Annotated in this window: 15 protein-coding genes and 1 tRNA gene; 7 read left to right on the top strand and 9 right to left on the bottom strand. The window is 70.8% G+C overall.

Features of this window, described 5'->3' with window-relative positions; translation table 11 throughout:
• Window positions 1–148: 148 nt before the first annotated feature.
• Window positions 149–1,183, bottom strand: a complete 1,035-nt coding sequence (gene pgfA, locus ACFSDF_RS13330; protein ID WP_167008561.1) for a cell envelope lipid trafficking protein PgfA — start codon at window positions 1,181–1,183, stop codon at window positions 149–151.
• A 151-nt stretch (window positions 1,184–1,334) separates the two neighbouring features.
• On the opposite strand from pgfA, the gene ACFSDF_RS13325 reads away from it, so the two are divergent.
• Window positions 1,335–3,167, top strand: a complete 1,833-nt coding sequence (locus ACFSDF_RS13325) for a DUF2339 domain-containing protein (RefSeq protein ID WP_167008558.1) — start codon at window positions 1,335–1,337, stop codon at window positions 3,165–3,167.
• Window positions 3,164–4,375 (top strand): acyltransferase family protein, encoded by a 1,212-nt coding sequence (locus ACFSDF_RS13320; RefSeq protein WP_167008555.1) that lies wholly within the window; start codon window positions 3,164–3,166, stop codon window positions 4,373–4,375. The genes ACFSDF_RS13325 and ACFSDF_RS13320 overlap by 4 nt, the downstream gene beginning before the upstream one ends.
• Here ACFSDF_RS13320 and ACFSDF_RS13315 read toward each other — a convergent pair.
• Complete coding sequence (locus ACFSDF_RS13315; RefSeq protein ID WP_167008552.1) at window positions 4,267–8,364, bottom strand: alpha-(1->3)-arabinofuranosyltransferase; 4,098 nt, start codon at window positions 8,362–8,364, stop codon at window positions 4,267–4,269. The genes ACFSDF_RS13320 and ACFSDF_RS13315 overlap by 109 nt on opposite strands.
• Window positions 8,331–9,074, bottom strand: coding sequence for a class I SAM-dependent methyltransferase (locus tag ACFSDF_RS13310; protein WP_167008549.1), 744 nt, complete (start codon window positions 9,072–9,074; stop codon window positions 8,331–8,333). The genes ACFSDF_RS13315 and ACFSDF_RS13310 overlap by 34 nt, the downstream gene beginning before the upstream one ends.
• 89 nt (window positions 9,075–9,163) lie before the next feature.
• On the opposite strand from ACFSDF_RS13310, the gene ACFSDF_RS13305 reads away from it, so the two are divergent.
• On the top strand, window positions 9,164–10,288 hold the full coding sequence (locus ACFSDF_RS13305; protein ID WP_167008546.1) for a glycosyltransferase family 4 protein: 1,125 nt from the start codon (window positions 9,164–9,166) through the stop codon (window positions 10,286–10,288).
• A 39-nt stretch (window positions 10,289–10,327) separates the two neighbouring features.
• On the opposite strand, the gene ACFSDF_RS13300 is transcribed toward ACFSDF_RS13305, so the two are convergent.
• Both ACFSDF_RS13300 and ACFSDF_RS13295 read right to left on the bottom strand, forming a co-directional pair.
• Window positions 10,328–10,477, bottom strand: a complete 150-nt coding sequence (locus tag ACFSDF_RS13300; protein ID WP_208322517.1) for a DUF2613 family protein — start codon at window positions 10,475–10,477, stop codon at window positions 10,328–10,330.
• Between the two features lie 90 nt (window positions 10,478–10,567).
• A complete protein-coding gene (locus ACFSDF_RS13295) occupies window positions 10,568–12,127 on the bottom strand; it encodes an MmpA family trehalose lipid delivery protein (RefSeq protein ID WP_167008543.1) in 1,560 nt (519 codons plus the stop codon).
• 22 nt (window positions 12,128–12,149) lie between these two features.
• Between ACFSDF_RS13295 and ACFSDF_RS13290 the strand changes: the two genes are divergently transcribed.
• On the top strand, window positions 12,150–13,364 hold the full coding sequence (locus ACFSDF_RS13290) for a lipopolysaccharide biosynthesis protein (RefSeq protein ID WP_167008541.1): 1,215 nt from the start codon (window positions 12,150–12,152) through the stop codon (window positions 13,362–13,364).
• 7 nt (window positions 13,365–13,371) lie between these two features.
• Here the strand turns inward: ACFSDF_RS13290 and ACFSDF_RS13285 are convergent, their stop codons facing one another.
• The 3 genes from ACFSDF_RS13285 to ACFSDF_RS13275 all read right to left on the bottom strand — a co-directional run bounded on the left by ACFSDF_RS13285 (window position 13,372) and on the right by ACFSDF_RS13275 (window position 19,208).
• Window positions 13,372–15,738, bottom strand: a complete 2,367-nt coding sequence (locus ACFSDF_RS13285) for an arylsulfatase (protein ID WP_167008539.1) — start codon at window positions 15,736–15,738, stop codon at window positions 13,372–13,374.
• 87 nt (window positions 15,739–15,825) lie between these two features.
• The gene (gene polA / locus ACFSDF_RS13280) at window positions 15,826–18,525 is read right to left on the bottom strand and encodes a DNA polymerase I (protein ID WP_167251876.1); all 2,700 of its coding nucleotides are present in this window, start codon (window positions 18,523–18,525) and stop codon (window positions 15,826–15,828) included.
• A gap of 83 nt (window positions 18,526–18,608) precedes the next feature.
• Window positions 18,609–19,208, bottom strand: a complete 600-nt coding sequence (locus tag ACFSDF_RS13275; protein ID WP_377159059.1) for a GNAT family N-acetyltransferase — start codon at window positions 19,206–19,208, stop codon at window positions 18,609–18,611.
• A 108-nt stretch (window positions 19,209–19,316) separates the two neighbouring features.
• Here ACFSDF_RS13275 and ACFSDF_RS13270 point away from each other — a divergent pair, with 108 nt between their 5' ends.
• Both ACFSDF_RS13270 and ACFSDF_RS13265 read left to right on the top strand, forming a co-directional pair.
• A complete protein-coding gene (locus ACFSDF_RS13270; protein WP_167008533.1) occupies window positions 19,317–20,063 on the top strand; it encodes a DUF554 domain-containing protein in 747 nt (248 codons plus the stop codon).
• A 229-nt stretch (window positions 20,064–20,292) separates the two neighbouring features.
• A complete protein-coding gene (locus tag ACFSDF_RS13265) occupies window positions 20,293–20,601 on the top strand; it encodes a hypothetical protein (protein ID WP_167008532.1) in 309 nt (102 codons plus the stop codon).
• Window positions 20,602–20,677: 76 nt separating this feature from the next.
• Here ACFSDF_RS13265 and ACFSDF_RS13260 read toward each other — a convergent pair whose 3' ends face one another.
• Window positions 20,678–21,328 (bottom strand): ANTAR domain-containing response regulator, encoded by a 651-nt coding sequence (locus ACFSDF_RS13260; RefSeq protein WP_243845173.1) that lies wholly within the window; start codon window positions 21,326–21,328, stop codon window positions 20,678–20,680.
• 39 nt (window positions 21,329–21,367) lie between these two features.
• Here ACFSDF_RS13260 and ACFSDF_RS13255 point away from each other — a divergent pair.
• A tRNA-Leu gene (locus ACFSDF_RS13255) sits at window positions 21,368–21,450 on the top strand.
• Window positions 21,451–21,454: the final 4 nt, after the last annotated feature.

Raw genomic sequence — 21,454 nt, 5'->3', positions numbered from 1 at the left:
CGACCTCCTCGCACAGGTGGAAGGGCGACGGAGAAGCGTCGACGAGCGCGCACAGGTCCTGTGCGCGCTCGTCGAGTGGGCTGGGGGTCGTGCTCTCGGAAGACATCGACGTCATCGTAGTCAGCCCAACCACGAGGACGTCAGACGATCACACCTTCGCGCTCGCGGTGTCGGCTGGCGCGTCGGAGTCGGACGACGCGTGCTTCGGGGTGTCGTCGCCGCCATTGCGGCCGCGGAGCAGGATCACGGCTCCACCGAGGACGAGCACCACACCGAGGATGCCGCCGATCAAGGGGATCCAGACGCGGATCATCTTGAGCAGCGAGGCCTTGGTGGCGTAGTCGTCGACCGTCGCCTTGACCGTCTCGTCGTCGTAGCCGAGCTTGGCGTCGGTGATCGTCGCCTTGGTCTCGCCGTCGACCTCGAGCGTCGCGAGCTGCGCCTCCTGGCCCTTGATGATGACGCCGGTCTCCGGCTCGACCCAGAGGGTGCGGGTGTTGCCGTAGATGCGGTCCGCCAGCACGGTCGCCTCGGTGCTGCCCACGAGGTTGCCCGGGACCTGCAGCTCGGCGATCTTGACCGGCTCGATCTCCTGGACGAACTTGTAGACCGAGAGGCCCTCAAGCTCGTCGGTGCCCTCGTACGTGACAGGCGTCGCCTTCTTGACGGACCCGTCCCAGAACTCGTAGTCCTCCTTCTGGGTGTTGAAGGGGAACTTGAAGTACTGGCCGTAGAACACGGTCGGCTCGATCTTGACACCGCTGGTCTCGGTGCTCGCACCGGTCCACCGGACGGTCTCGCCGGAGTAGCGCTCGAACGGAACGAGGTCACGCGTGCCGCTCAGGGCGTCCTCGGAAGCGGTGCCCGGAGGCGCCGTGAAGGAGAAGGTGTCCCACACCGCGATGTCCTCGTCGAGCTCGTCGCTGGCCTCCTTGCTGGCCTCGACCTGACCGACGACGAAGCGGCGCGACTCCAGCGGGCCGGTCTCGATGGCGGGGCCACCCTCGGCTCCGACGTTGAGATAGGTGGCGTCGTCACCCGGCGCCGTCTTGGAGACGGTCTCGGTCTCCTGGTCGAGCGGCACGGTGGCCAACTGGTCGTACGCATACGTCTTGGCCAGGACGGCCAGAACCAGGAGGAACGCGCCGATGACGACGGCTGCGAACCCGGTCTTCTTGCCCACGTGAACTCCCTCACAGTCGATGAGACGGACGCGACACTACCAGCCGGTAGTGAGAACTACGGCCTTCGGCTCACAACGATTCGGCATCGCCAGCAACTCGGCGCCTGGGTTCCCTGCTCAGCGTGACTTATCCGGCACCTACACTCGTCCGGTGAGCTCACTTGCCGCGGACACGAAGCGGGCCGTCCGTGGTTGGATCCCTGCCGACCTGTCGCGCGCCCAGAAGGTCACGGCCGTCGCGCTGGTCCTGATCGCCGTGCAGGTCGCCTTCCGCGCCTGGGCGGTGTTCGGCGGGTGGTTCTACACCGACGACTTCGTCTTCCTCTCCGACTTCGCCCGCGACGGCATCAGCTGGTCGTCCGTCCTCGGACCGCACGACGCCCAGGTCATGCCCCTCGGCCTCGGCCTCGCCGCGCTCGCCTCCCTTCCGGGCGGGTTCGCCTGGCCGATCGCGGCCCTCGAGATCATGGTCCTGCAGGCGCTGGCATCGCTGGCGTGCTGGTTCGCGCTGCGCACGCTCTTCGGCGACCGCCCCGCGATCGTCTGGCTCCTCGCGTGGTACCTGACGTCGGCGCTCACCGTGCCGTCGGACATGTGGTGGGCCGTCGCGCTCAACCAGCTGCCGCTGCAGATCGTGCTGTTCGGCGCGATCGCGACCCACGTCCTCTACCTACGGACACGGCTCCTGCGGTATGCCTCGGCGACGACCCTGCTGCTCGTCGTCGGCTACCTCGCGTACGTCAAGACCCTCGTCGTTCCCGTCCTGCTCGTGCTGCTGACGCTCGCTTACTTCGCCAAGGGCCGCCTTCGGGGGCGCGCCCTTGGGTCCTTGCGCACCTTCTGGCCGGCCTGGTTGATGTACGGAGTCGTGACGGCGGCCTACGCGGGCATCTACCTCGCCGTCGCGCCGTCGATCAACTCGCTCGGGGACGACACCGACTATGCGGGCCTCGCCGAGACGGTCCTCACCCGAACGCTCCTTCCCGGGCTCGTCGGCGGCCCTTGGCGCTGGGAGATGTTCAACGACCCCGTCCAGGTGGTCTTCCCTCCGGCGCTCGCCGCGACGGCCTCGGCGGTCCTCGTAGGTCTCGTCCTCGCGTTCGCACTCCTGACCCGTCGACGGGCGGCGCGCGCGCTCGTGCTGGTCGCGACCTCGCTCGTCTTCAGCTACGCGCTCCTCGCGACCAGCCGTGCCGAGTTCCTCGGGGCGCTCGTCGGGCGCGAACCCCGCTACATCGCCGACGTCTTCGCCCTCACCGTGCTCGCTGTCGGAGCGATGTTCCTCCCGATCGTCGGGGCGACCGAGCCGAGCGAGCCGCGTGACCCTCCCCTGCTCTCTTGGGCGCCGCCTCGCCCGCTCCTGGTGGCCCTCGGCCTGGTCGTTGGCCTCGGCGGCGTGTGGTCGACTTTGACGTACGTCGCACCGTGGCACGACGACTTTCCGACGCGCGCGTTCGTCGGCACGGCCGTCGACGAGCTCGAGGGGAATCCCGGCCGACCCCTCGCCGACGAGCCGGTCCCGGACCCCGTCATGTGGGCCAACACCCACCCGTACCACAAGCCCTCATACCTCCTCGCGCCGGTCGGTGACCTCTTCGCCACGCCGCGCGCAGCCACCGACCTCTCCGTGCTCAACGACGATGGCATGATTCGAGCCGCACACGTGCCTGAGGGCATCCACGCGGAGCTCGTCGGGACCCCCGGCTGCGGCGTCCTCGTGGACCGACCCCGGACGTTCGCGTTCGGGCAGACCGTCCACGACTACCCTGGTCAGTGGCTCGCGATGTCCTATCTCGGGTCGGGCAACGGGCGCGTGACCGTCCGTACGGGCGAGCGCACCGATGTCGTCGACGTCAGGCGCGGCCCGCACACACTCTTCGTCGACGTGGAGGGCGACATCGAGACGATCGAGGTACGACCGGTCGGCGACGTGACGCTGTGCGTCGACAGGATCGTGGTGGGCGACCTGGAGCCGTCGCTGTGACCGCCGGGCCCGTGCTCGTCGAGGAGCGTGCCCCGGTCTTCCCGGTGCTCGACACCCTCCGCGCGATCGCCGCGCTCTTCGTCCTGACGACGCACACGGCGTTCCAGGCAGGTCTCTACACCAGCGGCGCCTGGGGCGCGGTCGCGTCGCGGCTCGACATCGGCGTCGCCATCTTCTTCGTGCTCTCCGGGTTCCTCCTCGGCCGCCCGTACCTGCTCGCGATCGCTGAGCGGCGCCGGCTCCCGGGTGCCGGCCGCTACCTCTGGAAGCGGGCCCTACGCATCCTGCCGGTCTACTGGATCGCGGTCGTCGCGGCGATGCTCCTCCTCGAGGAGAACCACGGCGCGTCGCCCCTGACCTGGGTCAAGAACCTCACTCTGACCACGCTGTACGGCGAAGGGGCCTATCCCCTCGGGCTGGCCCAGATGTGGAGCCTGGCGGTCGAGGTGGCGTTCTACCTCGTCCTCCCGCTCCTTGCGCTCCTGGTAGCACGTCTGCTGTGCCGCTCGCGCTGGCATCCAGGCCGGGTTCTCGTCCTGTGCGCGGTGCTCGTCGCGGTGAACATCGCCTGGACGTCTGGCCTGTACACCTGGATGGGCATCGAGACGACCTTCGCAGCGCAGTGGCTCCCGGCCTACCTCAGCTGGTTCGCGGCGGGCCTGGCGCTGGCAACGGTGTCCCTCCCGACTCCGGACATGCCGCAGCGTCTGCTCATCGTCCGACGTCTTGGCGAGACCCCCTGGACGTGCTGGGTGCTCGCAGCGGCACTGCTCGTGATCTCGTCGACGCCCGTGGCCGGTCCGGCGACGCTGGATGTCCCGACCTTTAGCGAGGCGACGCTCAAGCACTTGCTGTACGCCGCGATCGCGGGGCTTGTCGTGCTCCCTGGCGTGTTCGCGCCGGACAGCACTCGCTTCGGACAGGCGCTGTCGGTGCCGTGGGCGCGCCACCTCGGCCACATTTCGTACGGCCTCTTCTGCGTCCACATGACCGTGCTGATGCTGGTCTTCGAGTGGCGCGACATGGAGCTGTTCGGCGGGCGCTGGCTCGAGCTGTGGGTGCTCACTCTCGCGATCAGTCTCGCAGTCGCCGAGATCCTCTACCGCGTCGTCGAGCGTCCAAGCATGCGGTTGCGCAACCTCGGCCGTCGCAAGCCGCCGACGACGCAGGACGCGACGAGTCCGAGCCCCACCAGCACGACCAGCTGAGGCCAGGCGAGCTCTCCGGCCCAGCCCGACTCCGCCCCCCACGGCCGGATCACATAGGCACCGGCCGCCACGAGGACGGCACCGCCTGCCGCCCACGCCGGGGTGTCGTCGGACCAGCGGCGTACGACCAGGCCCACCGCCCAGCCCACGGCCGCGGCCACCACACCGGCGAAGCCTGCGACGAGCCCGACGGCGACGACACCGCCGACCAGGGCCATCACGGGCCGACGGACGGCGGAGCGCGGCGCGACAGGAGCGAAGCTCCGGCGACCACGCCGGAGCACGACCAAGAGGAGCACAAGGAGCGTGAGCAGCCCTGCCCCGAGCCCGACCCGGTAGGGCGTGGCGGGCGCGTAGGACAGCGCCAGCGACTTCTCGTCCTCACCGACGAACCACCCCTGCTGCCAGCCGTTGACCTGGACCGGCGAGCGGCCCTCGGTGTCCTGCCATCCGGCATTGTGGTTCTCGGCGACCGTCACGAGCCGCTCGCCCTCGGCGTCGGACGCGAGGTCGACCGAACGCTCGGTGGCACCCCAGTCCGACGGGCGCGTCGTCGTCGGGACGACAGGCTCGGGTGCATCGCCCAGGACGAGCGCGGTCGGACGGAAGGTCTCCGTGCCGAGCACACGGATCCGGTGCCTCCCCTCGGTGAGGTCGATCGCGTTGGGGCCGCAGATCTCCGCGAAGGTCTCGCCTCCGGCAAGAACGTCGGTCGCGGAGGCGTCCACGCGCGTCACGTGTGTCACGCCGTCGATCTCCACGGCCGGGCCCTCCCCGCACCGCGCGACCCGGCGGTCGTTGGCTCCGGTGGTCGGGAACAGCCGCGGGTTGCTCGGCAGGCTGATCTCGCTCACCCCGACGGGGAGCGGGCGCGAGAAGCCCGCTGTATCGAGGGCGCGTCGCGTTTCGAGGTCGCCGAAACGCACCTGGACCCAGGACGCGGCGACCGGCCGGAACCGGGCCAGGCCCGAGCCGTCGAGCGCGACCTCGCGTTCGGTGCCGTCGGAGAAGCGCAGCGTGACCTCGCGCGGGATCGACGCGCTCAGTGCGCGATCGGTCACGACGCGGACCTGGCTGACGCGTCGCGTGCCGAGCCACTGGAGCGTCAGGTGCGGGTCGTTGTCGTCCTCCGCCGCGACCCAACCCGTGCCGCGGTCGCCGTCGACCGCACGCAGGACGCTGTCGCCCGGGGACTCGACGAGGTACGAGCTGGCCGAGGCCGAGGCGAAACGGCCCTGCTGCAGGGCCGCGTCGAGAGCCGCGCCGCCGATGGGTGCCACCCGCAACGTGGCGTCGTACGTGGCGTCGGCACCGAGCGTGACCTCGCGGTCGAGCGAGCGTCCGTCCTCACCCCACTGCTCCTGCCCGGCGACGCAGCGCGCCTCGCCTCGGACATCGAGGCAGCCGGACCGGTACGCACCGTCCACCGTCATCACGATCTGGTCCGGCACGCCCCACGACGTGGGGAGCTCGGGCATCACGAGCGGGCGGGTGATCTCCAGACCGGGCAGCGAGACGTCGGAGATCGCCAGCGGGTCGAGCAGGCTGCCCTGACCACTGATCCGAACCTTCGTCGTGCCCGCACCCGACAGCGGGACATCCACGGGCAAGCCTGGCTCGACGTCGACTTCGACGCTCTCGTCGTCGGTCTCGATGACGAGGCGCCGGTTGCGCTCGGCACGGGGGTCGAGGGTCACGGCGAGCTGGTCGAGCGCGACCGGGCCACCGAGCTCCAGCTCCAGCCACGACCGCGCACTCGCGTCGTCGCCGCCGGCGCGCCAGGACGTACGAGGATCGCCGTCGAAGGCCGACCAGGGCTGCTGGCCAGGGACCACGGCGCCGGACGACGAGGCGTACCCCGCCGAGGACGATGCGGCGATGCGCTTCGCCCCCACCAACCGCGGCTCGGAGACGAAGTCCTCCGTCGGGCTGACACGGTAGTCGTGGACGGGCCGGTCGATCGTGTACGGCGACGCGGGGTCGAGCGCGGCCGAACGGTTTTGCTCGACCCGCCCGAACGCCTGCTCCTGGCGGCGCGCCCCGTCGGAGAGCACCACGTGGGACGGCCGATCGTCGGACGGGTAGTCATCGGCGAGGATCGAGGCCCCGGACGCTCCGGCGTACTCGTCGAGCGCCAGCAACGAGGCCGGCCCCCCCGCCACGACGGACGTGTCGCCGACGGGCTGCTCGCTGACGGGGCCCCCTCCCCCGCCCACGGCGAAGACCTCGACCGCCGGCCGGTCGGCCAGCCAGCCTCCGTTGACGAAGACGTCGTCGCCCTCCTTGCTGGTGACAACCGGGTCGCCGCCGAGCGTAGGCCCGAAGCGGGCGACCGAGGTGATGCCAGGCGAACCGGCGAGCGTCGCGTACACGCGCTCCAGGTCGGTGTGTGCGGTGCCGATCGCAAGATCGTTGCGGACGACGAGATAGCGCACGCCTGATCGCTCGAGGTTGCGCGCGAGACCCGCTGAGCCCTTGCCCTCGGCAAGCCGCTGCTCGATGACGTCGAGCGTGCGGATGTTGCCGCCGGGGGCGAGCGGGATGACGTTGCGGACCGCCCAGGGCGACTCCGCCAACGGCTGGAGGACGTCGTCACCCGTCCGTCCCCACAGGTACTCGCCGAAGGACGCCGCGGGGACGACCATCGCGCGGCTGCCGGTGTCATGCTCGGCGAGCCACGTCGAGGCCTGGCGCCAGTACTGCGGGATCTCGGCGAACGTGCCGCGGTTAGCCAGCTGACCCGTCCATGCGGGCACGGTCGCGCCGACCACCGCGGCGACGCCGAGCACTGCGACCCCGACCCGCAGGGTGCGGGCCTGGTCCGCCGACCTCGCCCTCGCGCCGGCCACGGTGAGGAGGTGGGCGAGACCCAGCACGAGCGGGATCCTGATGAGCAGGTCGAACTTGTGGGTGTTGCGCAGCGGGGCGAGGAGACCGTCCAGCGCGCGCTGGAGCGAGTCGGCGCCCCAGCCGTCCACGGCGCCGGTGTGACCGAGGGTGACGAGCACGAGCCCCAGGACGACGCCCGACAGCAGGAACCGCCGGTGCGGCGTCCCGCGTGTCGCGATCCCGACCACGCCCAGCGCGACGACGACGGCGCCGTTGGCGATCAGCCCGATCGAGCGGATGAGGTCGTTGCCAGCCACCGAGTTCATATCGACGTACGGCACCCAGTCGCTCGTGCCGCGCAGCGCGTCGAACAGCGTCGCGGCGAACGTCGTCGTCGACGCGCTCTCGATGTAGTCGAGGAAGGGCGGGCTGTACTCCCCGAGCAGGAACAGCGGGATCAGCCACCACAGCGTGCCGAGCAGCACGAAGACCGGCCACCAGATCATCAGCGAGCGGCGCCGCGGCGAGGCTGGGGAGAGCAGGAGCCACAGTGCACCGAGCGGGATCACCGCGAACGTGGCGACGGCGTTAACCCCGCCGACGCAGGCCACCGCGAGCGCGCTGAGCGCCGCCATCCAGCGTGGATCGTGCTTGCGCATCCCGATCACCAGCGGCACGAGCACCCACGGCGCGAGCGCCATCGGCCAGACCTCGATCGAGCTCGGTCCGATGACCGACAGGATGCGCGGCGACAGCGCGTACGCGAGCGCGGCAACGACCCGAGCCCACGGGGCACCGATGCGCAGCGCGCCGGCGAGCTTGACCATCCCGAGGAACGCGGTGACGAGCAGCAGCGACCACCACAGGCGCTGGATCACCCACGGCTCAAGCGTGACGGCATCACCGAGCCAGAAGAACGGCCCCATCGGGAACAGATAGCCGTACGCCTGGTTCTGGACCTGTCCGAACGCGCCGACCGGGTCCCACATCGTCAGTGCCCGCGCCAGGAAACCGCCGGGGTCGACGGTGAGGTCGAGCTTGGTGTCGGTGACGACCCGCCCCGGCGACTGAACGAACGCGAGCGCGACCAGCCCGAGGCTGATCGCGAACAGGCGGAAGCGCCAGGTCAGTGCTTCCGGACGACGATCGCGAGGTTCCACGTCGTCACCTCCCGTAGCGCGGGCACGCGCAGGGTCCACCACGCCCACCACGGGTGGTAGCGCGGCATCGTCTCCAGCACCTCGCCCGCGGTCTGCTCACGCGCCCAGCGCAGCCCGTCGCGCGCGGTGACCGGGAACAGGGACGTGCCGAAGTCGTTCTTGGGCCGCTTACCGTGCGTACGGGCGTAGCGATCGGCAGCGCGGTAGCCGCCCAGGTAGTGCCACGGGGCGGTCTCGTGCCCGCCCCAGGGCCCGAACCAGAGCGTGTACGAGAGGTAGACCAGGCCGCCGGGACGCGTCACGCGCATCATCTCGTCGGCCATCGTCCACGGCTCGGGCACGTGCTCGAGCACGTTCGAGGAATAGGTGACGTCGAACGCTCCGTCGCGGAACGGCAGCGACATCCCGCTGCCGATGACCGTCCCCGGCTCCGGGTCACCGAGCCCGGAGAGCTCGCCGAGGTCGGAGTCCAGGGGCGTGTAACGCGCACCGGCGCACCGGAAGGCGTTCGCGAAATAGCCCGGACCGCCGCCGACGTCGAGCACATGGCTGCCGTCCAACGACCCGTAGCGGGACAGCTGGGCCACGGAATCGGCGGCGAGCATCCCGTAGAAGCGATCAGGGTCGCTCTGCTCCACCCGGTGCGCCCGGAAGAGGCGGACGGACCTGCCCAGCGTCGGGCGCGCGAGAACGGGGGAGGGAGCGGTCACGCGCCGACCTTAGCCGACGGGGTGTGAGCCGACCCGACGTCCCTTGACTCGCTGGTAACCTTGGCGGCTGCTGGGAGGGAGACCACGACATGCCAACGAGCCTGCCGACACTGCGGCCGGGGCGCCACGTGCTGATCTGCAACTGGCGCGACACCCGCAACCCCGAGGGCGGCGGCTCCGAACGGTTCGTCGAGGAGGTCGCGCGAGGGCTGGTCGAGCGCGGTGACCGCGTCACCGTGTTCTGCGCCGCGCACGACCAGGCGCCGCGCGACGAGCTGCGCGACGGGATCCGTTTCGTCCGCCGCGGCGACAAGATGGCCGTCTACGTGTTCGCGTTCCTCCGCCTGCTGCTGCGCCGGTTCGGCCACGTCGACCTCGTCGTCGATGTCCAGAACGGCCTTCCGTTCTTCACCCGGCTCGCGACCCGCAAGCCCGTCGTGGTGCTGGTCCACCACGTCCACCGCGAGCAGTGGCCGGTCGTCTATCCCGGCCTCGTCGGTCGTGTCGGGTGGTGGATCGAGTCCTGGGTCGCGCCGCGGCTCTACCGCCGCTCCCGCTACGTCGCCGTCTCGACCGCGACGCGCGACGAGCTCGTCGCCCTCGGTGTGGGACGCGAGCGCGTCTCCGTGGTCCACAACGGCACAGACCCGACTCCTGCCACCGACGTCGAGCGCTCGACGCACCCATCGATGTGCGTCGTCGGTCGCCTCGTCCCGCACAAGCAGGTCGAGCACGCCATCGACGCCGTCGCCGCACTCACCGAGCTCCCCGACCTGACTCTCACCGTCGTCGGCGACGGCTGGTGGGAGGACGAGCTGCGCGCGTACGCCGCCGGTCGCGGGGTCGCCGACCGCGTCGTGTTCACCGGGTTCGTGGACGAGCGCGCGAAGCACGACGTGTACGCGTCGTCCTGGCTGATGCTCCTCCCCTCACTCAAGGAGGGCTGGGGGCTGGTCGTGGGTGAGGCCGGCTCGCACAGCACACCCACCGTCGCCTACCGCTCGGCCGGCGGCACCCAGGAGTCCGTCGACGACGGCGATTCGGGCGTCCTCGTGGACGACCAGGCCGAGTTCGTCGCGGCTGTCCGTCACCTGATGACCGACGACGCGCTGCGTGAGCGGCTCGGCAAGGGTGCCCTCGACAAGAGCCGCGCCTTCACCTGGACACAGACGAGAGAGGGCTTCGCCAGTGTCCTGGCGAAGCCCTCTCGATAAAACCTGGCGAGCCCTCACGGCGGAGGGCTCAGTGGGTCGTCAGCGGTTCGCGCCGTAGTTGACGACGGAAGACGTCGGCTGCGTCGGGTTGTCCGACGTCGCCTGCGACTGAACGACACCAACGACGGTTGCCGCACCGAGGCCGGCGCCGACGACGATCGCGGCCACGCCACCAAGGAAACTGCCCACGAGTATCTTCCCTCCTGAAGTCCGAGCCGCCAGGGTACCAGCCGGTAGGGCGAACCCACCAACACCGTGGCGAAGTCGTGACCTGACCCGTTACCGCGCGTCCGACGGCACCTCGTACACGGCGATCTCCTCGCCGGTGAACAGCGGCTCCAGCTCCGCCTGGAGCTCGTCGAGGTCGTCGGCTCCGAACGCGTCGAGGGCCACGACCACCAGGCCGATCCCCTCCGCGCGCAGGGTAGCGGCGGGATCGTCGGAGGCCAGTGCCTCGCGGACCGCCGCCGCGCGCGCGTCCTCGCCGCCCACGACCGTCCCCGAGACCACGAGCTCGTCGTCGACGACCGTCTCCCGCGGGAAGTAGCGCCCGGCCGGGTCGAGGACCACCCGGCCGTCGTTCCATGCCGGTGCGCGGAACGCGCCGAACGGCAGTGAGACCAGGTCGCCCTCGGCATCGCTGTCGGCGATCGCCGCCCGCGCCTCGTCCCACTCGGCGGGGTACGAGACCGCCTCGAGCCGGCCGGCGGCGCCCCACGCCAGGTCGGGCATCACCGCGATCGGAAGCAGGACGGCCACCACGAGGACGGAGGTCCGCGCGAAACCGTCACGCACCCGGCCCGCCAGCGCCGCCACGCCCGCCGCGACGAGGACGGCCTGCAGTGGCGCGAGCAGGGCGAGGTAGCGCGCGCCGTCACGCAGCAGCCCGCCACCCGGCACGACCTCGACGACCCACTCCAGCACCGCCGGCACATACGCCCCGACCAGGGCGATGGCCAGTGCGATCACCGCGGCGGGCACCAGCGCGCGTACGGGCTCTCGGGCCGGACCACCCCGCCATGCGGTCACCGCGCCGACCGCCATCACGGTCCACAGGACCAGGCAGAAGAGCGTCGCCGTCACGAGGTCGCGAGAGTCCGGAACCACGTCGACGTTCCAGATGCCGCCGAGGCTCAGCGCCGCGCCCAGCCGGCCCAGGCCCGCCTCGGGCTGCAGCGCGAACACCGCGACGCCCGCCGGGTCGCTACGGCCCGCACCGGCGTGCGCGAACCCGGCGACGATCCACGGCAGGTTCACCACCACCGCCACGAGGCCGACCCGACCACAGCGCCGCCACCCGCACACCGACACCGCCAGCACCGCGCCGATCACGCCCGAGGCCGGGCTCAGCGCGGTTGCGGCGAGCAGCACGACCCAGCGCCACCATCGCGGGGTACCGCCCTCACGAACCTCCAGGCACGCGACGACGAGCCACGGGAGCGCGGCGTACGCGACCAGGAGCGGCCAGTGCCCGATGACGAGTCGCTCGGCGACGTACGGGTTCCAGACGAACCACGTCGTGCCTGCGAGCTGCGCGCCGAGCCCGAACCGACCCAGCATCCGCATCGCGCCGGCACCGGCGGCGACCAGGCTCCCGACGAGGACCACCTTCTGGAGGAGCCAGCCGGGGACCACGAGGTTCGCGACCGCGACGACCGCGTCGGACGGGACCGCCCGCGGGGTCGCCGATCCCAGTCCCCACACGTCCGGGCGGGTGATGTCCAGCCTCGGGACGAAGACCATGTCGTACGACAGGACGTAGCCGGAGGCGAGCATCGGCGCGCACACCAGCAGCGCCATGACCCACGGCCACGCGTTCCCCAAAAGACGTCGTCCCATCACGCATGGTTATATCGGGTCCGTGTCTGCGCCCCCACCGAGCCGCCCTTCGACCGCAGTGAGCGCCGGAGGCCGCATCGCCGTCGCGATGATGGTCCAGAACGTCGGCGCGTACGCGTTCACCCTGCTCGCCGCCCGCCTCTTGGTCCCTGCCTCGTTCGGCGCGCTCACCGCGCTGCTCGGCGTCATCCTCGTCGCCAATGTCGGATCCCTCGCGGTGCAGACGACCACCGCCCGCCGGATCGCCGTCTCCCCCGGCTCGGCCGACCGCATCGCCGCGACAGCGACCGCGGTCTCCGTCGGCATGGGCGCGGCCGTGGGTGGCGTGCTCGCCGTGCTGAGCCCGCTCATCGCCGATGTCCTCCGGCTCGACTCGGCCTGGCCCGTGGTGCTGTGCGGCGCCGCGGTCGTCCCGCTCACGCTGATGGGCGCGCTCGCGGGGATCGCCCAGGGCCAGCACCGCTGGACGTCGCTGTCGGTCGTGTACGTGACCAGCGGGCTCGGCCGCATCGTGTTCGGGACGGCCGCGATGCTGATCAGCGCGACGCCGACCGCCGCGGTCGCCGGTGTGATGGTCGGCGCATGGCTCCCGATCCTCGTGTGCGGCAGGCTCCTGCGGGCAGGCGGCGTCGGCGGCGCCCGCCCGTACGTCTGGGAGGTGCTGGCGGGCTCGCACGCGATGCTCGCCTACCTGGTCCTCAGCAATCTCGACGCGCTCCTGGCGCGCGTCGCTCTCGACCCCCATGACAGCGGGCTGTACGGCGCCGGCCTCATCCTCACGAAGGCGGCGCTGTTCCTCCCGCAGTTCGTCAGCATCGTCGCGTTCCCCCGGCTCGCCCGCGCCCGCGCCGATCGCGCGCGCCGCCTCGCCACCCTCGCGGTCGCCGTCGTCGGTGCCGTCGCGACGGCCGTGACGGCCGCGCTATCCGGGATCGCGCTCATCCTCGTCGGCGGTGACCAGTATGCCGAGGTCCAGCCGCTGCTGTGGCTCTTCGCCCTCGAGGGATCGCTGCTCGCAATCGTCCAACTCCTCGTCTTCGACGCCCTCGCGCGCCGCTCTCACGGCATCGTGGCGGTGCTGTGGATCGCGAGCGCCGTCGCGGCGACGCTCATCCTCGTCCTGCCCCTGCACGTCGCGGGGGTCGTCGTCACGATGGTCGGGACGGCAGCGGTCGTGGCCGCAGCCGCGTGGGCGATGTCGTACCGCGAGTCCCGTGCGGTGCGCGCCGCCGGCTGACCCGCCCCTACTGGCGCGCCATCGCGACCCGCAGACGCTCGTCGGGGTCGATGAAATGGTCGTGATCGTCGGAACCGACGTCGATCTGGACCCAGTGCACGGTCCCAGTGAACCTGCTGCTCGCCGCGGTGTAGTCGCGCGACACGGTCGTCCCCGACTCATAGCCGATGTCCGTCGTCTCGTCAGCCGAGAAGACCATCGGCTGGGTCGCCTCGACCCGCCCCGAACCGACCTGGTCGCCGTCGTGGAAGAGCGTGACGTCGCCGCCCTTCGCGAGCCCGCCCCCGTCGTACGCGAACTCGATCCGCACCTGATGGCGGCCGGACGGGATCGGCGCATCCGCCACGGTCGCGAACTCGTGGATGCCGAGCACGTTGTAGACGAACTTCGCGTGGCCGTCCTTCGCGTACAGGCACCAACCCCCGAACCGTCCACCCTGGGCGATGATCACGCCCTCGGCACCGCCGTCAGGGACCTCGACGTCGGCGGTAACGGAGAACGACCTGTTCTTGATGCTCACGACGCTGTTCTCCGACAGCCGCCCCATGCCAGGGAAGAACAGCTGGGAGTCGCCGTGGATCAGCGTCGGCCTCCCCGCCGCCGCCGGGTCGATGCGCTCAGCCAGACGGTCGTCCATCGGGAGCACGTCGTACTTGGTGGCCTCGATCAGCCACAGCCGCTGGAGTTTGGCGAGCAGCTCAGGGTTCTCAGCGGCCAGGTCGTGGGCCTGGCTGTAGTCGGTGCTGCTGTCATACAGCTCCCAGAGGTCGTCGTCGAATGGCGGAACGTTGCTGCCGAGCATGACCCACGGCGTCCGGTGCTTGGTGACGGCGCTCCAGCCGCGGTGGTAGATCCCGCGGTTGCCGAACATCTCGAAGTACTGCAGGTCGTGGCGCTCTGCTGCTTCCGTGTCGGTGAACGAGTACGCCATGCTCGTCCCTTCCATCGGCGACTGGAGCACGCCGTTGACCATCGTCGGCTCCGGCAGCCCGGCGGCCTCGAGGACTGTGGGCGCGATGTCGATCACGTGGGTGAACTGCGAGCGGACGCCACCCTTGTCCGCGATCTGGTCCGGCCAGTGGACGATCGTGCCGTTGCGCGTGCCGCCCCAGTGGGAGGCGATCTGCTTCGTCCACTGGAACGGCGTGTTCATCGCCCACGCCCAACCGACGGAATAGTGGTTGTACGACTCGGGCGAGCCGAGCTCGTCCTTCTTGCTGAGCATGAACTCGGGCGTCTCGATCGCGGCCATCCCATTGAAGTTGGCCATCTCGTTGAAGGCGCCGTTCATCGTGCCCTCGGCGGACGCCCCGTTGTCGCCGATGATGTAGTAGACGAGCGTGCTGTCGAGGATGTCGAGCTCCTCGAGCGTGTCGACCAGGCGCCCGACCTGGTGGTCGGTGTGCTCGAGGAAGCCCGCGTACACCTCCATCTGACGCGCGAGCACCGGCTTCAGCTCGTCCGGCATGTCGTCCCACGCGGTGATCTCGTCGTGCCGGACAGTGAGGTCGGCGTCCCCCGGGATCACGCCGAGCTCCTTCTGGCGAGCGAAGGTCCGCTCCCGCTGGACGTCCCAGCCCTCGTCGAACGCCCCCGCGTAGCGGTCGGCCCACTCCTTCGGGACGTGGTGAGGCGCATGCGTCGCCCCGGGCGCGAAGTAGACGAAGAACGGCTTGTCGGGCATCAGTGCCTTCTGCTGCCGCATCCAGCTGGTCGCCCGGTCCGCGAGGTCCTCGGTGAGGTGGTAGCCCTCCTCCGCGGTACGGGGTGGCTCGACCGGCGTCGTCCCGTCGTACAGAGCGGGATCCCACTGGTTGTTCTCGCCGCCGATGAAGCCGTAGAACGTCTCGAACCCGCCGCCACCGGACGGCCACGCGTCGAACGGACCGAGCGGCGATGACTGCCACACCGGCACCTCGTGACACTTGCCGTACTGCGCCGTCGAGTAGCCGTTGAGCTTGAGCGTCATCGCCAACGGCGCCTTGGTGTTCGGGCGCAGCGAGCTGTTGCCCGGGGCCGAGGTCGCGGTCTCGGTGATGCTGCCCATGCCGACGGAGTGGTGGTTGCGCCCGGTCAGCAGCGCCTGCCGGGTCGGCGCGCACAACGCCGTCGTGTGGAACCGGTTGTAGCGAAGCCCGCCGGCCGCGAGTCGCTCCGCGGTCGGCGTACGGCACGGCCCCCCGAACACGCTCGAGGCGCCGAAACCGACGTCGTCCAGCAAGATAACCAGCACGTTGGGTGCGCCCTCGGGAGGGAGGAGCGGCTCGATCGGCGGGTACGAGGTCTCCGGGTCCTTGGCGTCGTACGTCGTCAGTCCTGGTGGCCGGCGATCAGGGATCGGCAGCATCGAGCGCGCGTGGCGGTCGGGGCGCATCGGCCCACCTCCGTCGGGTCGGGTGTCTCATACCCACCGTGACCCCGAACGGCTCCGACTCCGTCACCCCTTGTGGGTGAGACCGGGCTAGTGGCCCGCCTCGTGCCACGAGCGGCCGATGCCGACCGACACGTCGAGCGGCACCTTGAGGTCGGCGGCCCGCGCCATCTCGTCGCGCACGATCTGCTCGACGGCGTCCTTCTCGTCCGCGGCCACCTCGAGCACGAGCTCGTCGTGGACCTGCAGCAGCATCCGCGAGCGAAGGTCGGCCTCGCGCAGCGCGCGGTCCACCCCGAGCATGGCGACCTTGATGATGTCGGCCGCCGAACCCTGGATCGGGGCGTTGAGCGCCATCCGCTCGGCCATCTCGCGGCGCTGACGGTTGTCGCTCACCAGGTCGGGGAGATAGCGGCGACGGCCCATGATCGTCTCGGTGAAGCCCGTACGACGGGCATCGTCGACGACGCCGCGCAGGTAGTCGCGCACGCCGCCGAACTGCGTGAAGTACTCGTCCATCAGCGCCTGCGCCTCGCGCGTCTCGATGCCGAGCTGCTGGCTCAGCCCGTACGAGGACAGCCCGTACGCGAGGCCGTAGTTCATCGCCTTGATGCGTGAGCGCATGCCGACGTCGATGGCCTCGGGCTCGACCTGGAACACGCGCGACGCCGTGATCGTGTGGAAGTCGGCGCCGGAGTTGAAGGCGTCGATCAGCGCCTGCTCCTCGGAGAGGTCGGCCATGATCCGCATTTCGATCTGACTGTAGTCGGCCGTGAGCAGCGTGTCGTAGCCCGTGCCGACGACGAAGGCCTCACGGATGCGGCGCCCCGCGGCCGTCCTGATCGGGATGTTCTGGAGGTTGGGGTCGGCCGAGCTGAGGCGCCCGGTCGCGGCGATCGTCTGGTTGTACGTGGTGTGGATGCGGCCGTCCGGCGCGACCGTCTTGCGGAGCCCCTCGACCGTCACCCGCAGCCGGGTCGCGTCGCGGTGCTCGAGGAGGTGCAGGAGGAATGGGTGCTCGGTCTTGGCGTAGAGCTGCTGGAGCGCATCGGCATCTGTCGTGTATCCGGTCTTGGTGCGCTTGGTCTTGGGCATGCCGAGCTCGTCGAACAGGACGACCTGGAGCTGCTTGGGCGAACCCAGGTTGATCTCCTTGCCGATCACCTCGTACGCCTCGTCGGCCGCCGTACGGACGCGCGTCGCGAACTCCTCCTCGAGGGTCTCGAGCGCGTCGGTGTCGACGGCGACGCCGACCTCCTCCATGTCGGCCAGCACGCTGACGAGGGGAAGCTCGACGGTGTCGAGGAGCGTACGCCCGCCCTGCTTGTCGAGCTCGGCGTCGAGCGCACCGCTCAGCTCGACGACCGCAGCGGCCTGGAGCATCGCGTCCTGCGCGGCGGCGTCGTCGGCGACATCGAGGGTGAGCTGGTCGCCGTGGTCCTCGACGCGCAGCTCGCGGTGGAGGTAGCGCAGGGCCAGGTCCTCGAGGTCGTACGACCGCTGGTCGGGCCGCGCCAGGTAGGCGGCGAGTGCGGTGTCGCTCGCGAGGCCGGCGACCGTCCACCCCTGCGCGCGGAGGGCGAGGATCGGGCCCTTAGCGTCGTGGAGCACCTTGGGCCGCGCGCCGTCGGCGAGCCACGCGGCCACGGCGGCTTCGTCCGACGGCGTCAGCGTCGCCACGTCGAACCACGCCGCGCCGTCGTTGCCCGTGGCGAGCGCGAGCGTGTCCACGCGGCCGGTCCCCCGGCCCCAGGATCCGCCGACGCGGACGCCGACCGGCACCCCCTCGGGCACGTGCTCGTCAAGCCAGGCCGCGACCTCGCCCTCACCGAGGACTACGCCGGAGACCTCGAAGCCCTCCTCGGCCTCGGGCTCCTCGGTCGAGAGGGTCTGGAACAGCCGGTCGCGCAGCACCCGGAACTCCAGGCCGTCGAAGACCTGGTGGACGGCGTCGCGGTCCCACGGCTGGAGAGCGAGGTCGGCGGTGGTGACCGGGAGGTCGAGATCGCGCACCAGGGCGTTGATGCGGCGGTTGCGGATGACGTCGGCCAGGTGGTCGCGGAATGACTGCCCCGCCTTGCCAGTGACCTTGTCGGCATCGCGGACCAGGCCGTCGAGGCCGTCGAACTGGGCGAGCCACTTGGCCGCGGTCTTGGGGCCGACCCCGGGGACGCCGGGGAGGTTGTCGCTGGTCTCGCCGACCAGGGCGGCGACGTCCGGGTAGCGCGCTGGGACGACGCCGTACTTCTCCTCCACCGCCTGCGGAGTCATGCGTGCGAGGTCAGAGACGCCCTTGCGCGGGTAGAGCACGGTCGTGGTGTCGGTGACCAGCTGGAGCGCGTCGCGGTCGCCGGTGCAGATGAGCACCTCGAAGCCGTCCTGCTCCGCCCGCGTCGCCAGGGTGCCGATGATGTCGTCGGCCTCGAAGCCCTCCAGCTCGAGGTAGGTCACGTGCAGCGCGTCGAGGACTTCCTTGATCAGGGCGACCTGGCCGGTGAACTCGTCGGGCGACTTGGAGCGGTTGGCCTTGTACTCGGCGTACTCCTCGCGCCGGAAGGTCTTGCGCGAGACGTCGAACGCGACCGCCAGGTGGGTCGGCTGCTCGTCGCGCAGGACGTTGATCAGCATGGACGTGAAGCCGTAGACCGCGTTGGTGTGCTGGCCCGTCGTGGTCGAGAAGTTCTCGACGGGGAGGGCGAAGAAGGCCCGGTAGGCCACCGAGTGGCCGTCGATGAGGAGGAGGCGGCCGGAGTCGGCGAGAGCAGGGTCAGCGGTGCTGGTCGAGTCCACGCACCGACTCTAACGGTCGCCACCGACGCGGATCGCGCCCCCGTTCGTCGGGCGGCCAGCCGCGTGACGTCGGTCGCGGGCGGTCACTCGCGGGCGGTCCGGGCCAGCGCGTCGTGCGTACGGAGCAGGGAGCGACGCACCGCGATCAGCCTCCCAGTGCTCCGCCCGCTCGCCCGCTTCGCAGCACGGGCGCGCAGGATCCGCACCCGGGCTGCGCGTACGGTCGCGAACTGGCCGAAACCGATCCGCGTGAGGAACCGGTGGGCGTCGCGGGAGGCGGACGGCGCCCACGCGTACACCAGGCTCGAGCCGGCGTCCTCGGCCCAGTCGACGGCGACGCTCATCAGCGAGGACGCGATCCCTCGGCGGCGGAAGCGCGGATGGACGTGCAGCTCGCTCACGATGACCATGCTGCTCAGGTGGAGCGGTGTCTGCGGGGCCAGCTCGACCTGGATCGCACCGACCACCTGGTCGGCGATCGTCGCCACGCACAGGCGTCGGCGCGCATCGGTATCGAGGAGCCCCAGGGCCTCGGTGGCCTCGGCGACCGAGGGCTCTTGCCAGGCAACCACCGTCATCGTGGTCGCTTCAGCCGTGCCCGGGTCTCCCGACACGCACACCCTCCAGAGGTCGATCAGTGTCTTCGCGTCGGCGGGAACCGCCTCACGCACCTCCAGCGGCATACGTGCCACCAGGCCCCCCTCGGGTCGACTCAAGGGTGAAACACTACGCCGTGGTGGGCGCTCCTGTCACAAGGTCGGGGCGGCACCCGGACGAGCCGAGGAGAGCCAGTGTTCATCGGGGCTGGGACGGTCGTGAACGTGCTCGCAGTGCTGGCCGGGTCGGGCATCGGGCTCCTGGTCGGCCACCGGCTTCCCGCACGCACCCGCGCCGTCGTCACCGACGGCCTCGGGCTCGTGACCCTGCTCATCGCCGCCCTGTCGGCCGTCGCGGTCACCGACCGGCTCCTGTCCGACGCCGTGGGGCCGAGCGCGCCGGTGCTGATCGTGCTGGGGGCCGTCGTCCTCGGCGGGTTCATCGGCTCGCTGCTGCGGATCGAGCACCGCCTCGAGCATGTCGGCGTCGTCCTCCAGGCACGGATGGGCGGTGCCGCCGACGAGGGGGCGCGTGCACGTTTCGTCGAAGGATTCATGACGGCGTCGCTGGTCTTCTGCGTCGGGCCGCTCACCATCCTCGGGTCGATCACCGACGGGCTCGGCGGCGGCGCGCAGCAGCTGCTGCTCAAGTCGGCGCTCGACGGATTCGCGGCGATCGCGTTCGCCGCCTCGCTCGGCGTCGGGGTGATGGCGTCGGCCCTCGCGGTGGGTGTGATCCAGGGCGGGTTCACGATCCTCGGTGCGGTCATGGGCTCGTTCGTGCCCGAGCCGCACGTCATCGCCCTGACGGCGACGGGTGGCGTGCTGCTCATCGGAGTCGCCCTGCGGCTGCTCAACATCCGCCCGATCGCGGTGGGTGACATGCTCCCGGCGCTGATCGTCGCGCCCGTGCTCGTGCAGTCCGTGATCTGGCTGCGCTGAGCGCCTGCGGACCCCGCGGGCGCGCCGTCGGGACGCACGGCGCGGACGACGCCCGGGAACCACCTCGAACAGCGCACGCCACTGCGCACCGAAGGCGGGCGCCGGACCGTCGTAGCCGCGCTCGCGCAGGAGGCGGTGCACCAGCAACATCAGCGCACGCGAGCCGACCCGGTCGCCACGCTTGCTCGGTCGCAAGCTCGACGAGCCCCCCGAGAGCCATGTGGCCGCGGTGCAACAACCAGTCGCCACGCTTGACGAGGTCGATCAGCCGTTGCCGCTCGCAGCACCGGATGAACGCTGCCGCCGGCGTGACTCCGACGGTGTCGAGGGGTGGAAACGCGAGCGTCCGGTGCAGGAAGACCCCGTCCAGCTCGCGGTGCTGGTCCTGGTCGATCACGAACTCGAGCGGGAGCTCCGGTCCCTCGTCGTACCCGAGCAGCCGATGCCGCGTCGCGCCGTCGACCCGGCTGCCGTCGGGAGGGCGAGCCGAGCTTCCTCCACCTCGTTCGCGAAGGACATCGCGTACGAGGTGCGGTGAGGTCGGGCGGGAGCGGGCGAGGAGCGGGCATCCGCCGATGCGTGGCGTGACGCCGAACGGGACGGGGAGAAGGTCGCTACTGCACGTCGGACGTGTCCGCGACGCCCGCCGCACCACCGAGCGCAGGGCCGTGGTCGACGACCCCCTCGGCAACAGCGCGCATCGACATGCGCAGGTCCATCGCGGTCTTCTGGATCCAGCGGAACGCCTGCGGCTCGGTGATCCCGAGCGCCTCCTGGAGGAGCCCCTTGGCGCGCTCGACGGCCCGACGCGTCTCGAGACGGTCCTCGAGTCCCGCGACCTCCGCCTCCAGGGCGGCGATCTCGGCGAAGCGGCTCACCGCCATCTCGATCGCGGGGACGAGGTCGGACTTGCTGAACGGCTTGACGAGGTAGGCCATGGCGCCGGCGTCGCGCGCCCGCTCGACGAGCTCGCGCTGGCTGAACGCCGTGAGCATGACGACGGGCGCGATGCGTTGAGACGCGATGCGCTCGGCGGCCGAGATGCCGTCGAGCTTGGGCATCTTGACGTCCATGACCACGAGGTCGGGTCGCAGCTCCTCCACAAGGGCGACGGCCTGCTCGCCGTCGGCCGCCTGACCGACGACCTCGACGCCTTCCTCGGCGAGCATCTCGGCGAGGTCCAGACGGATCAGGGCCTCGTCCTCGGCGATGACGACACGGCGCACGGTCGGGCGCGCACCAGGGGTGCTCTCTGCGGAAGTCACGTGAGAAGGTTATCCCGCGCGTTCGACGCGCCGCGCCGGGCCGGGTTGGCGGAATGGTAGACGCGGTGGTCTCAAAAACCACTGTCCGAAAGGATGTGCGGGTTCGAGTCCCGCACCCGGCACTTC

The organism is Mumia zhuanghuii (assembly GCF_042681565.1).
Lineage (GTDB): Bacteria > Actinomycetota > Actinomycetes > Propionibacteriales > Nocardioidaceae > Mumia.
Note: the sequence above shows the minus strand (reverse complement) of the source record. Positions and strands in the feature narration are given on the sequence as shown.

Coding starts and splice junctions, on each gene's coding strand:
- ACFSDF_RS13305 (WP_167008546.1), top strand. CDS start 9,164: ATGCCAACGAGCCTGCCGACACTGCGGCCGGGGCGCCACGTGCTGATC.
- ACFSDF_RS13295 (WP_167008543.1), bottom strand. CDS start 12,127: ATGGGACGACGTCTTTTGGGGAACGCGTGGCCGTGGGTCATGGCGCTG.
- ACFSDF_RS13285 (WP_167008539.1), bottom strand. CDS start 15,738: ATGCGCCCCGACCGCCACGCGCGCTCGATGCTGCCGATCCCTGATCGC.
- ACFSDF_RS13275 (WP_377159059.1), bottom strand. CDS start 19,208: ATGCCGCTGGAGGTGCGTGAGGCGGTTCCCGCCGACGCGAAGACACTG.